This is a genomic window from Mycobacterium sp. DBP42 (assembly GCF_005924235.1).
GTDB classification, from domain to species: domain Bacteria; phylum Actinomycetota; class Actinomycetes; order Mycobacteriales; family Mycobacteriaceae; genus Mycobacterium; species Mycobacterium syngnathidarum.
The window spans coordinates 39,160-50,859 of record NZ_VCMY01000014.1 but is presented as its reverse complement, the minus strand read 5'-3'; the positions used below and the strand labels follow the sequence as shown (position 1 = coordinate 50,859).

Sequence of the window (11,700 nt, the reverse complement as noted above, 5' to 3'; positions counted from 1 at the left end):
CCAAACCTACTCGCCAGTAACCCGGAGTTGTTGGACCACTTGGCCTTACCGGCGCCCCAGATCGTCGGGACCGAAGGCGTCAGGCAACAGCTCGCGCAGTGGCCGCGCACCGTCAGGATGGTCAATCAGCAGCCCGGGCCCGCCGTGCTCCAGCAACACCTGACGGCACCGTCCGCAGGGCATCAGCAGGCCCCCGTCGGGCCCTACACACGACAGCGCGACGAGCCTTCCGCCGCCCCCGGAATGCAGGGCACAGGCCACAGCGCACTCGGCACAGAGACCTAGGCCATATGAGACATTCTCCACATTGCAGCCGGCCACGATCCGACCGTCGTCGACGAGGGCCGCAGCCCCCACCGAAAAGCCCGAATAGGGCGCGTAGGCGTGGAATGACACCTCAATTGCCTTGTTGCGCAATATATTCCAGTCGACATCGGCGCTCATGCCACCACCCCGGCCACAGGTTCTGAATGCATTCCGAAACCCCAATTCCCGACCCGCACATTAAGATAGGTAAGCCTAACTTTTCCCTGTTTGGCGGGCCGAACTGCTCAACCGTAATTCGTTCGCCACTACAAATGGGTTTAGAGTCGCCCCGAGGTTTGGGGCTAATTAACAGGCAGTCCCATACGTCCCACCGATGGCGTTGGAGGGCCCGATGAGTACTCAGACGGAGGTACCGGCTCCGCAACCCAGGAAAGCACGACGGCGCACCCTTTATCGCGGTGATCCGGGAATGTGGTCCTGGGTGCTGCACCGTATTACCGGTGCCACGATCTTCTTCTTCCTGTTCGTACACGTCCTTGATACCGCGTTGGTCCGGGTGAGCCCGCAGGCCTACAACGAGGTCATCGAGACGTACAAGACCCCCATCGTCGGATTGATGGAGATGGGCCTGGTCGCCGCAGTGCTCTTCCACGCACTGAACGGCATCCGCGTCATCCTCATCGACTTCTGGCAGCAGGGTCCCCGCTACCAGCGGCAGATGCTCGCGGTCGCCGTCGGCGTCTTTGCCGTGGTCCTCATCGCAGCACTAGGAGTGATCGGTATGCACATGGTGGAGCGGTTCCTGTGAGCGCGCCAGGAGCGGGCGAGTCGCGGTTGGGCCGCCCGGCACCGGTCATGGAACGTGAGCACGACCGGCCGGCCGCGCTGGACCACCCCCGCGCGCCCCGTCGTCCCCGCGGCATTCCCTATTTCGAGAAGTACGCCTGGCTGTTCATGCGGTTCTCGGGGCTGGCGCTGGTCTTCCTGGCGCTCGGCCACCTGTTCATCATGCTGATGTGGCAGGACGGTGTTTACCGCATCGACTTCAATTACGTCGCAGCGCGCTGGGCCTCCCCGTTCTGGCAGATCTGGGACATGGCCCTGCTGTGGCTCGCGATGATCCACGGGGCCAACGGACTGCGCACCATCATCGGCGACTACGCCCGTAAGAACGTCACGAAGTTCTACCTGAATTCGCTGCTTCTGCTGGCGACAGGGTTCACGTTGGTTCTGGGCACCTACGTCCTGGTCACCTTCGACCCGAATATTGGGGGTTAACCAATGATTCAGGAACACCGCTACGACGTCGTCATCGTCGGTGCCGGCGGCGCAGGCATGCGCGCGGCCGTCGAGGCCGGTCCCCGCGTCCGCACCGCCGTGCTGACCAAGCTGTACCCGACGCGCTCGCACACCGGCGCGGCCCAGGGCGGCATGTGCGCCGCACTGGCCAACGTCGAAGAGGACAACTGGGAGTGGCACACCTTCGACACCGTCAAGGGTGGCGACTACCTCGCTGACCAGGACGCCGTCGAGATCATGGCCAAAGAGGCCATCGATGCGGTGCTGGACCTCGAGAAGATGGGGATGCCCTTCAACCGCACCCCCGAGGGCCGCATCGACCAGCGCCGGTTCGGCGGCCACACCCGCGATCACGGCAAGGCCCCGGTGCGCCGGGCCTGCTACGCCGCCGACCGCACCGGCCACATGATCCTGCAGACGCTGTACCAAAACTGCGTCAAGCACGACGTGGAGTTCTTCAACGAGTTCTACGCACTGGACATCGCGCTGACCGAGACCCCGGCCGGCCCGGTGGCCACCGGCGTCATCGCCTACGAGCTGGCGACCGGCGACATCCACATCTTCCACGCCAAGGCGATCGTGTTCGCCACCGGCGGTTCGGGCCGGATGTACAAGACCACCTCCAATGCCCACACCCTGACCGGTGACGGCCTGGGCATCGTCTTCCGCAAGGGACTTCCCTTGGAGGACATGGAGTTCCACCAGTTCCACCCGACAGGCCTGGCCGGCCTGGGCATCCTGATCTCCGAAGCCGTGCGCGGCGAGGGCGGCCGGTTGCTCAACGGCGAGGGCGAACGATTCATGGAGCGTTACGCGCCGACGATCGTCGACCTCGCGCCGCGTGACATCGTCGCCCGGTCGATGGTGCTCGAGGTGCTCGAAGGCCGCGGCGCCGGACCGAACAAGGACTACGTCTACATCGACGTGCGTCACCTCGGTGAGGACGTGCTGGAGGCCAAGCTTCCCGACATCACCGAGTTCGCCCGCACCTACCTGGGCGTGGATCCGGTCAAGGAACTGGTGCCGGTCTACCCGACCTGCCACTACGTCATGGGCGGCATCCCGACCACCGTCCACGGCCAGGTGCTGCGCGACAACACCAACGTCATCCCGGGCCTGTACGCCGCCGGTGAATGTGCGTGCGTGTCGGTGCACGGCGCCAACCGTCTGGGCACCAACTCGCTGCTGGACATCAACGTGTTCGGCCGTCGCGCCGGCATCGCCGCCGCCGAGTACGCCGCCAACCACAACCATGTCGACCTGCCGGAGAGCCCGGCCGACATGGTGGTCGGCTGGGTCGGCGACATCCTCTCCGAGCACGGCAACGAGCGCGTCGCCGACATCCGCACCGCGCTGCAGCAGTCGATGGACAACAACGCCGCGGTGTTCCGCACCGAGGAAACGCTCAAGCAGGCGCTGACCGACATCCACGCACTCAAGGAGCGCTACGCGCGAATCACGGTGCACGACAAGGGCAAGCGCTACAACAGCGACCTGCTCGAAGCCATCGAGCTGGGCTTCCTGCTGGAGCTGGCCGAGGTCACCGTGGTCGGCGCGCTCAACCGCAAGGAGTCCCGCGGCGGGCACGCGCGCGAGGACTACCCCGACCGCGACGACACCAACTACATGCGCCACACCATGGCCTACAAAGAGGGCAGCGAGCTGCTCTCCGATATCCGGCTGGATTACAAGCCCGTGGTCCAGACCCGCTACGAGCCGATGGAACGGAAGTACTGATCATGAGTGCACCTGTCATCGATAAGCCCGAAGCCGGCGACCCGCCCCTGCCCCCCGTCCCCGAGGGCGCGGTCATGGTCACCCTCAAGATCGCCCGGTTCAACCCGGAGAACCCCGACGCCGCGGGCTGGCAGAGCTTCCGGGTTCCCTGCCTGCCCACCGACCGGCTGCTCAACCTGCTGCTGTATGTGAAGGGCTACCTGGACGGCACGCTGACCTTCCGGCGCTCCTGCGCCCACGGGGTGTGTGGTTCGGACGCCATGCGGATCAATGGCGTGAACCGGCTGGCCTGCAAGGTGCTCATGCGCGACATGCTGCCGAAGAAGGCGGGCAAGCAGCTCACCATCACCATCGAGCCGATCCGCGGCCTGCCCGTGGAGAAGGACCTCGTGGTGGACATGGAGCCGTTCTTCGACGCCTACCGTGCCGTCAAGCCCTACCTGATCACCAGTGGCAACCCGCCCACCAAGGAGCGCATCCAGAGCGCCACCGACCGGGCCCGCTACGACGACACCACCAAGTGCATCCTGTGCGCGTGCTGCACCACGTCGTGCCCGGTGTACTGGAGCGAAGGGTCGTACTTCGGCCCGGCCGCGATCGTCAACGCCCACCGGTTCATCTTCGACTCGCGTGACGAGGCGGCCGCCGAGCGGCTGGACATCCTCAACGAGGTCGACGGCGTCTGGCGCTGCCGCACCACGTTCAACTGCACCGAGGCCTGCCCGCGTGGCATCCAGGTCACCCAGGCGATCCAGGAGGTCAAGCGCGCGTTGATGTTTGCGCGCTAGTTTTTGTTCTGTCGAGTGTGAAGAAGATCGCGAGATTTCTGGAAAATCTCGCGATCTTCTTCACGTTGGGCGTCAAAAGGGCGCACCCGCGGCGCGCAAGGCATCGCGAGTGCGGGCGATGACGGTGCCCTGGCGGTATCGGAGTAGATCGGCACCCACTCGGACTATCCGCCAGCCGAGATCCTGGTATTCGACGTTCTGGTCGATGTCCTTGGTGCGTTGTCGCGGATCGGTCCAGTGCTGGATCCCGTCGTATTGAACCCCGACCTTCCACTCCAGCCAACCCATGTCGATCCTCCCCACCTGCCGGCCATGATCGAACACCTCGATCTGCGTCTGGGTCGGCCTCATGCCCGCGTCGGTATAGAGCAGACGCAGACGGGTTTCCTGCGGCGACTCGGCGCCGTAGTCGGCGAGATCGAGAACCTGCCGCAACTGCACCAGCCCGCGCACACCCGGATGCTCTTTGATAAGTGCCTGTACATCAACAAGTTTCAGATCGCAGGCCTGCAGCAGCGCGTCAACCCGTTCGACGGAGACGGTCAACCCCCGTCGGCGGCCCAGGTCGAACGCTGTCCGAGCCGGTGTGGTGGCCCGGATTCCGCGGACCAGACAACGCTCGTGAGCTGTGAGTACATCGCTGTGCAGGATGATTCCGCGGGCCTTGTGTCTGCTGGAGTGGTTGAGCTCAGCCGGATATCTGTCTTTGATCCACCGCGAGCCGTGCAACGCGGCCGCTGACAACCCGGCCGCAGTTCCCCGCCGCCCTGACCAGAGCCAAGCCGCGGTGGCTTTGTCGACCGGCGTGAGCAGTGCACCGCGCGGGACATACACGTCCCGGTGCAGCATTTCGTAGCGGGTAGTCAGCTGATACCGATTGAGCTTGCCCGCCACGAGTGCCTCCGAGCCCAGAAAGGGCCAGTCACCTGCCATGTCGATTAGGACGACGACGGCGCCCTTCCGGTTCCACGGCCCGCCAATGTGAACAAGATGGTGAGAATCGTCGGAATCCTCGCCATCTTGTTCACGTTCGGCCGAAGGAACCCGTCACACATTGACGGGCCATCTCGTCTAACTCATATGACCGAGACAAAGACACGAATCCCCGCTGTAACCCCCAAGCAAGCCGGCCTGCTCACCCGCGCCATGTACTGGTACGCCAAGCGCGAATTCGGTGAGGTGCCAGAGCCGTTCGCGGTGGCCGCCCACCATCCACGCCTGCTGGTCGCCAACGGCGTCCACGAGATGCTGTTGCAGGGCGGCTCCAAGAAGCTGCCCGCAACCGTCCGCGAGCTCGCGGTGTTCTGGACCGCCCGCACCGTCGGGTGCTCGTGGTGTGTGGACTTCGGCTCCATGCTCATGCGCCTGGAGAACCTCGACGTCGAGCGGCTCAAGTCGATCGACGACTACGCCACCTCCCCGCTGTTCACCGATGACGAGCGCGCCGCGATCGCCTACGCCGACGCGATGACCACCGACCCGCACACCGTCACCGACGAGCAGGTGGCCGATCTCCGTCAGCGTTTCGGCGACGACGGCGTGATCGAGCTGACCTATCAGATCGGTGTGGAGAACATGCGGTCGCGGATGTATTCGGCGCTGGGTATCACCGAGCAGGGCTTCAATTCCGGAGACGCGTGCCGGGTGCCGTGGGCCGACACTGAGTGATCGCGCGATGAGGCCGGGTGGTAGAACACGTTACAGAAATCACCCGCTCACGTAGGGACACTCATGCACTGGTACACCGGCAACACGATCTACGACACGGTGCTGACCGCGGCTTTCGCGTTCGCGGCTTTCGTGATCATCGGCGGGTTCTTCGCACAGAGTTCCTACGGACGCTTCTCGTCGACCAAGCTCGGCTTGAACCTCAACCCGAAGCTCGGCTGGTGGCTGATGGAGATCCCCGCGACCGTGGTGTTCTTGATCAGTTACCTGGCCGGGCCTCACCGATTCGAGCCGACGTCGCTGGTGCTCGCCGGGATCTGGATGCTGCACTACGCCAACCGCGGTTGGTTCTTTCCGTTGGCGATCCGCCAGGCCCCCGGCAAGCGCGGCACCTTCAACATCTCGGTGATCGTGATGGGCATGCTCGTCACCTCCATGCACGGTTACCTGAACGGAACCCTGTTCAGTCACGACTTCTTCGGGCAGTACACCACCGCGTGGTTGACCGACCCTCGATTCCTGGTGGGGCTGGTGATCTACCTGTGCGGGTTCGCGCTGCTGGTGAACTCCGAATCGATCGTGCGGAACCTGCGGGAGAAGGGCGGCCCCGGCGCATCTGCATCTGGTCTTCGCGCAAGCGGCTCATCCACCGAATACCGGATCCCGTTCGGCGGCGGCTTCCGGTTCGTCACCAGCCCGGCCTATCTCGGCGAGATCATCGCCTGGTCCGGGTTCGCGCTGCTGACCTGGGCGTTGCCCGGCGTTGCCATCCTGCTGATCACCGCGGGCAACTTGATCCCCCGGGCGTTGGGCACACACAGCTGGTATCAGGAGAAGTTTCCCGACTACCCGACCGACCGCAAGGCGCTGATCCCGTACGTCTTGTGACGGTCACACCTCAGCCGGCGTGATCTCGATGTAAGCCGTTGGTACCCCGGCGAGTTGGCTGCCGTAGTCGAGGCTGCGTTCGAAAAGCTTCATCGGAGCACTCCAATTGGCGGCGATCACGGCTTCGGCATGCGCATGCTCGGCCTCAGGCAGGATGCGGGCCACGCCGGCCACCACCGGTCCGGTGGGCTTGCCGCGCAGATTGCTCGCCACCACAAGGACTTTCGGGTTGTTGCGGATGCGCTTGACCTTCCCGGTCGACGGATCTGTGCGCACATAGATCTTGCCGCCGTCGACCCCGTGGTTGATCGGGCTGGGCATCGCCTCCCCCGACCGCTTGTACGTCACCAACACGATCTGCCGGTATTTGTCGAAACCGGCGAAATCCGATCCGGTCGGCGTGCCGATGTGGAACGCGTCGCGGTGTCGCATCTTGTCCATGCCGCGAAACATCATTCGGCTGAACGTATGGGTCAATGTTCCGGGTTCGTTCGGCATCACTGTGCACCTCGCATCGGGGATCCGGTGAATTTGTCCGGGTTGGCGACGTCCCAGACCGCGCAGACCAAACCGTCACGAACGGTGAAGATCGTGACCCGGGGCATCATCTCGGGGTAGCCGTCGCCGGCCGGCGCGCCGGTCGTGTAGACGCCCAGCTGGCCGTTGACGAGCGCGAACTGACTGCCGGCCAACCAATTCGGTCCGTACCGCTTGGACAGCCCCAGGATGAACCGGGCCACCTTGTCCGGTCCGTGGATGACACGGGCAGCGGTCGGGGCCCGACGGTTCGAATCGCCGGTGAACGTGACGTCGGGGTGCAGCAACCGCACAACGGCTTCGAGCTCACCCGATGCCAGGGCGGCCATCAGTTCGCCGGCAACCTGGTTGTGCAGCTCGTCGGGCGTCGCGGGCGGCGGATTGTCGGCGACCGCGCGCCGGGCCCGCGACGCCAACTGGCGCGCCGATGCGTCGCTGACCCCCAGCACACCGGCGATCTCGGTGAACGGCACGCCGAACCCGTCGTGCAATACGAATGCCACGCGCTGATCGGGCGTGAGCCGTTCCAACACCACCATTGCGGCAAACCGAGCGTCCTCCCCGGCCACCACCGCGTTGAGTGGGTCGTTCGCGTCGAGCCCGGTCACGACGGGTTCTGGCAGCCATTCCCCGTAGTAGGCCTCGCGCCGGTGCGCCGCGGAGCGCAACCGGTCCAGGCCGAGCCGGCTCACGACGGTGGTCAGCCAGGCCCGCAGGTCGGCGATCGTGGTCTGGTTGTCATGCCAACGCAGCCAGGCGTCCTGCACTATGTCCTCGGCATCGGCATAGGTACCCGTCAACCGGTAGGCGACCGCCAGCAGGTGCGGCCGCAGCGCCTCGAATTCGTCGGTGCGCGCCGCAGTGGTCACAGCCCAAGCTTAATCCCGCTGAGCGCCACGCCAGAGTGGCCGTGGCCGTCGAGGGCCACTCCAGCGTGGCATCCGAGCGTGCGGTGACCGGACGCAGATCAGCGCTGGGCGAAAACCGTTCGGTGCCAGCCTTTTTCAGCAGCGCCGGTGATGTCGCTCATCACGTGCTTGATGGTGAGGTACTCCTCGAACGAGTAGTCGCTCATGTCCTTGCCGAAGCCCGAAGCACCGACGCCGCCGTGCGGCATCTCGCTGATGATCGGGATGTGGTCGTTGATCCACACGCAGCCCGCGTTGATCTCGCGGGAAGCCCGCTGGGCGCGGTACACGTCGCGGGTCCAGGCCGAGGCGGCCAGCCCGTAGACCGTGTCGTTGGCCTGCCGGATCGCGTCGTCGTCGTCAGCGAAAGGCCGCACGGTCAGCACCGGTCCGAAGACCTCGTCGCGGTAGACCTCGGCGGTCTCGGCAACATCGGCGATCAGGGTGGGCCGGTAGAACGCACCGGGCAAGTCGGGCATCACTCCGCCGGTGACGACGCGTCCGCCCTGTTCAGGCGCGCGGGCCACCATCCCCGCCACCTTGTCGCGGTGCGCGAACGAGATCAGTGGGCCCAGGTCGGTGTCAGGATCGTGCGGGTCACCGACGACGATCTTGCTCATCACCTCGGCGACGCCGGCAACGAAGTCGTCGTACAGGTCGCGGGCGACGATCGCCCTGGTCGCGGCGGTGCAGTCCTGTCCGGTGTTGATCAGCGCTCCGGCCACCGCACCCTGGATGGCCGCATCGAGATCGGCGTCGTCGAACACCACGAACGGGGCCTTTCCACCCAGCTCAAGCTGAGTGCGGTGGCCATGCACCGCGGCGGCGGCCATGACCTTGCGGCCGACGACGGTGGATCCGGTGAAGGTGACCACGTCGACGTCGCGGTGCCCGGCCAGCGCGGTGCCGACGTCGGCACCTCCGCCGGTGACGACGTTGAACACACCGTCGGGCAGACCGGCCTCGGTGGCGAGCCGGGCCAGCGTGAGGGTGGTCATCGGGGTGATCTCGGCGGGTTTGATGACGACGGAGCAGCCGGCCGCCAGTGCCGGGATGACCTTCCATACCGCCATCTGCAGCGGGTAGTTCCACGGCGTGATGGTGGCGACGACGCCGACGGCCTCCCGGCGGATGCTGGACGTGTGGTCACCGGAGTACTCCGCGGAGGCCTTGCCCTCGAGGCGGCGGGCGGCACCGGCGAAGAAGTCGATGTTGTCGATGCTGCCGGGGACATCGAACTCGGTGGCCAGCCGTACCGGCTTTCCGGTCTGGGCGACTTCCTCGGCGATCAACTGGTCGGCGTGCTCGTCGGCGAGTTCGGCCAGCTTGGCCAGGACCGCCGAGCGCTCGGCCGGGGTGGCCTTCGACCAGGCGGGAAACGCCTGACGGGCGGCGTCGACGGCGTTGTCCACGTCGGCCGGGGTGGCCAGGGCATACTCGGCGACAGGCCGACCGGACGCGGGGTCGATGATCTGGTGAGTGGCCCCGGCCGTCGTCACAGGCGCCCCGTTGATCCAGCTGCTCGTCACATTCACTGCCACGCTCATGGAGCCCCACGGTAACCGATGCGTCAGTTGATATCTACGCAATCCCGCGCCAGGGCCCGGTTCAAACGAGGGATTTCATCGAATCAGTTGCCCTAAACGACGGATTCCGTGCACAATCGGTGCATGACGAACCCTGATGGTCCCGACCTTCAGGCCGTTCCGCTGCGCGTGAGCAATTCTCGCACCGCCTTTCAGCTCGACGAACTGTCGAAGGCGATCATCGAGAAGCTGCAGGCCGACGGCCGCCGTTCGTATGCCGGAATCGGTAAGGCCGTCGGCCTGTCCGAGGCCGCCGTGCGCCAACGCGTCCAGCGCATGGTCGACGCCGGCGTCATGCAGATCGTCGCGGTGACCGATCCGCTGCAACTCGGGTTCGCCCGGCAGGCGATGATCGGCATCCGCTGCACCGGCGACACCCTGAAGTTGGCCGAGAAACTGTCGGCCATCGATGCCGTGGACTACGTGGTACTGACCGCAGGATCGTTCGACGCCATCTGCGAGGTGGTCTGCGAGGACGACGACAGCCTGCTCGAACTTCTCAACACCCAGATCCGAGCACTGCCGGGAGTGATAACCACCGAAACCCTCGTCTATCTGAAACTTGTTAAGCAGCAATACAATTGGGGAACTCGATGAGTGTCACTGAAAAATCCGATCTGAGAGCCAAAGCCAACCGCCACCTGTGGGGACACTTCGCCCGCCACGGCGAGGGCATCACACCGCCGATCATCACCCGCGGCGAGGGTGTCCACATCTTCGACGACAAGGGCAAGAGCTACATCGACGGCCTCTCCGGCCTCTTTGTCGTCCAGGTCGGCCACGGCCGCAAAGAACTTGCCGAAGCCGCGGCCAAGCAGGCCGAGAAACTGTCCTTCTTCCCGCTGTGGTCCTACGCCACCCCACCGGCCATCGAACTGGCCGAGCGCGTCGCCAATTATGCACCGGGTGATCTGAACCGGGTGTTCTTCACCACCGGCGGCGGTGAGGCCGTCGAGAGCGCGTGGAAACTGGCCAAGCAGTACTTCAAGCTGACCGGCAAACCCGGTAAGCACAAGGTGGTTTCGCGTGCCATCGCCTACCACGGCACCCCGCAGGGCGCGCTGGCGATCACCGGCATACCGGCGTTCAAGGCCCCGTTCGAGCCGTTGACCCCCGGCGGCTTCCGCGCACCGAACACCAACTTCTACCGAGCTCCGGCCGAATACGCCCACGACGAAAAGGTTTTCGGCCAATACTGCGCGGACCGTATCGCCGAGGCCATCGAGTTCGAAGGCCCCGACACCGTGGCCGCGGTCTTTCTCGAGCCGGTGCAGAATGCCGGCGGGTGCTTCCCGCCGCCGCCCGGATACTTCGAGCGGGTCCGCGAGATCTGCGACGAGTACGACGTGCTGCTGGTTTCCGACGAGGTGATCTGCGCCTACGGCCGCATCGGTTCGATGTTCGCCTGCGACGATTTCGGCTACGTGCCGGACATCATCACCAGCGCCAAGGGTCTGACCTCGGGCTACTCGCCGCTGGGCGCGATGGTGGCCAGCGACCGGTTGTTCGAGCCGTTCAACGACGGCAAGACCACCTTCGGTCACGGCTACACCTTTGGCGGACACCCGGTTTCGGCCGCGGTCGCCATGGCCAACCTCGACATCTTCGAGCGTGAGGGCATCAACGACCACGTCAAGGAAGCCGCTCCGGCGTTTCGGGCCACGTTGGAGAAGCTCTACGACCTGCCGATCGTCGGCGATGTCCGCGGTGAGGGCTTCTTCTACGGAATCGAGCTGGTCAAGGATAAAACGACCAAGGCCACCTTCAACGACGAGGAAAGCGAGCGGCTACTCCGAGGTTTTCTCACCCCGGCGCTGTGGGAGGCCGGGCTGTACTGCCGTGCCGACGACCGTGGCGACCCAGTGATCCAGCTGGCGCCGCCGCTGATCAGCGGGCAGGCCGAGTTCGACGCGATCTACGACATCCTGCACGGTGTGCTCACCGAAGCGGGAAAGCTGTTGTAGCTCGTGCCGCTCTCCGCCAAAACGGCACTCCGGCAGAACAAGTTCGAGTAACTCTCTG

12 protein-coding genes and 1 pseudogene are annotated in these 11,700 nt (G+C 65.1%); 8 read left to right on the top strand and 5 right to left on the bottom strand.

The window, feature by feature from the left end:
- Positions 1 to 45: 45 nt before the first annotated feature.
- A complete protein-coding gene (locus E0T84_RS15250; RefSeq protein WP_070187320.1) occupies positions 46 to 444 on the bottom strand; it encodes a cytidine deaminase in 399 nt (132 codons plus the stop codon).
- Positions 445 to 658: 214 nt separating this feature from the next.
- Between E0T84_RS15250 and sdhC the strand changes: the two genes are divergently transcribed.
- From sdhC to E0T84_RS15230, 4 genes are read left to right on the top strand one after another with little or no spacing between them, the layout of a single operon-like run.
- Positions 659 to 1,075 carry a succinate dehydrogenase, cytochrome b556 subunit gene (gene sdhC, locus E0T84_RS15245; RefSeq protein ID WP_075910179.1) on the top strand — a complete coding sequence of 139 codons (417 nt, stop codon included), beginning with the start codon at positions 659 to 661 and terminating at the stop codon, positions 1,073 to 1,075.
- Positions 1,076 to 1,122: 47 nt separating this feature from the next.
- Positions 1,123 to 1,545: a succinate dehydrogenase hydrophobic membrane anchor subunit gene (locus E0T84_RS15240; protein ID WP_255742026.1), complete on the top strand. Its 423-nt coding sequence runs from the start codon at positions 1,123 to 1,125 to the stop codon at positions 1,543 to 1,545.
- A gap of 3 nt (positions 1,546 to 1,548) precedes the next feature.
- Positions 1,549 to 3,303, top strand: coding sequence for a succinate dehydrogenase flavoprotein subunit (gene sdhA / locus E0T84_RS15235; protein WP_070187323.1), 1,755 nt, complete (start codon positions 1,549 to 1,551; stop codon positions 3,301 to 3,303).
- Between the two features lie 2 nt (positions 3,304 to 3,305).
- On the top strand, positions 3,306 to 4,091 hold the full coding sequence (locus tag E0T84_RS15230) for a succinate dehydrogenase iron-sulfur subunit (RefSeq protein WP_070187324.1): 786 nt from the start codon (positions 3,306 to 3,308) through the stop codon (positions 4,089 to 4,091).
- 72 nt (positions 4,092 to 4,163) lie between these two features.
- Here E0T84_RS15230 and E0T84_RS15225 read toward each other — a convergent pair whose 3' ends face one another.
- A complete protein-coding gene (locus tag E0T84_RS15225; protein ID WP_070187325.1) occupies positions 4,164 to 5,024 on the bottom strand; it encodes a hypothetical protein in 861 nt (286 codons plus the stop codon).
- Between the two features lie 114 nt (positions 5,025 to 5,138).
- Between E0T84_RS15225 and E0T84_RS15220 the strand changes: the two are divergent.
- Both E0T84_RS15220 and E0T84_RS15215 read left to right on the top strand, forming a co-directional pair.
- Positions 5,139 to 5,759 (top strand): annotated as a pseudogene (locus E0T84_RS15220) (carboxymuconolactone decarboxylase family protein); the annotation flags it as partial.
- 63 nt (positions 5,760 to 5,822) lie between these two features.
- Positions 5,823 to 6,647 (top strand): 3-oxo-5-alpha-steroid 4-dehydrogenase, encoded by an 825-nt coding sequence (locus E0T84_RS15215; protein ID WP_070187327.1) that lies wholly within the window; start codon positions 5,823 to 5,825, stop codon positions 6,645 to 6,647.
- Between the two features lie 3 nt (positions 6,648 to 6,650).
- Here the strand turns inward: E0T84_RS15215 and E0T84_RS15210 are convergent, their stop codons facing one another.
- From E0T84_RS15210 to E0T84_RS15200, 3 genes are all read right to left on the bottom strand, one after another.
- On the bottom strand, positions 6,651 to 7,145 hold the full coding sequence (locus E0T84_RS15210) for a PPOX class F420-dependent oxidoreductase (RefSeq protein WP_070187328.1): 495 nt from the start codon (positions 7,143 to 7,145) through the stop codon (positions 6,651 to 6,653).
- Positions 7,145 to 8,053, bottom strand: a complete 909-nt coding sequence (locus E0T84_RS15205; RefSeq protein WP_070187329.1) for a sigma-70 family RNA polymerase sigma factor — start codon at positions 8,051 to 8,053, stop codon at positions 7,145 to 7,147. Before E0T84_RS15205 ends, E0T84_RS15210 begins: the two co-directional genes overlap by 1 nt.
- Positions 8,054 to 8,151: 98 nt before the next feature.
- Positions 8,152 to 9,639, bottom strand: a complete 1,488-nt coding sequence (locus E0T84_RS15200) for a gamma-aminobutyraldehyde dehydrogenase (protein WP_070187330.1) — start codon at positions 9,637 to 9,639, stop codon at positions 8,152 to 8,154.
- Positions 9,640 to 9,762: 123 nt separating this feature from the next.
- Between E0T84_RS15200 and E0T84_RS15190 the strand changes: the two genes are divergently transcribed.
- Together E0T84_RS15190 and E0T84_RS15185 are read left to right on the top strand one after the other, a co-directional pair.
- Complete coding sequence (locus tag E0T84_RS15190) at positions 9,763 to 10,275, top strand: Lrp/AsnC family transcriptional regulator (protein WP_070187331.1); 513 nt, start codon at positions 9,763 to 9,765, stop codon at positions 10,273 to 10,275.
- The gene (locus tag E0T84_RS15185; protein WP_070187332.1) at positions 10,272 to 11,642 is read left to right on the top strand and encodes an aspartate aminotransferase family protein; all 1,371 of its coding nucleotides are present in this window, start codon (positions 10,272 to 10,274) and stop codon (positions 11,640 to 11,642) included. The genes E0T84_RS15190 and E0T84_RS15185 overlap by 4 nt, the downstream gene beginning before the upstream one ends.
- Positions 11,643 to 11,700 lie beyond the last annotated feature (58 nt).

Bases quoted from the DNA above. Each gene is read 5' to 3' on its own strand.
- E0T84_RS15200 (WP_070187330.1), bottom strand. From the start codon at position 9,639: ATGAGCGTGGCAGTGAATGTGACGAGCAGCTGGATCAACGGGGCGCCT.
- E0T84_RS15240 (WP_255742026.1), top strand. From the start codon at position 1,123: ATGGAACGTGAGCACGACCGGCCGGCCGCGCTGGACCACCCCCGCGCG.
- E0T84_RS15185 (WP_070187332.1), top strand. From the start codon at position 10,272: ATGAGTGTCACTGAAAAATCCGATCTGAGAGCCAAAGCCAACCGCCAC.
- E0T84_RS15210 (WP_070187328.1), bottom strand. From the start codon at position 7,145: ATGCCGAACGAACCCGGAACATTGACCCATACGTTCAGCCGAATGATG.
- E0T84_RS15225 (WP_070187325.1), bottom strand. From the start codon at position 5,024: ATGGCAGGTGACTGGCCCTTTCTGGGCTCGGAGGCACTCGTGGCGGGC.
- E0T84_RS15215 (WP_070187327.1), top strand. From the start codon at position 5,823: ATGCACTGGTACACCGGCAACACGATCTACGACACGGTGCTGACCGCG.
- E0T84_RS15230 (WP_070187324.1), top strand. From the start codon at position 3,306: ATGAGTGCACCTGTCATCGATAAGCCCGAAGCCGGCGACCCGCCCCTG.
- E0T84_RS15250 (WP_070187320.1), bottom strand. From the start codon at position 444: ATGAGCGCCGATGTCGACTGGAATATATTGCGCAACAAGGCAATTGAG.
- sdhC (WP_075910179.1), top strand. From the start codon at position 659: ATGAGTACTCAGACGGAGGTACCGGCTCCGCAACCCAGGAAAGCACGA.
- E0T84_RS15190 (WP_070187331.1), top strand. From the start codon at position 9,763: ATGACGAACCCTGATGGTCCCGACCTTCAGGCCGTTCCGCTGCGCGTG.
- sdhA (WP_070187323.1), top strand. From the start codon at position 1,549: ATGATTCAGGAACACCGCTACGACGTCGTCATCGTCGGTGCCGGCGGC.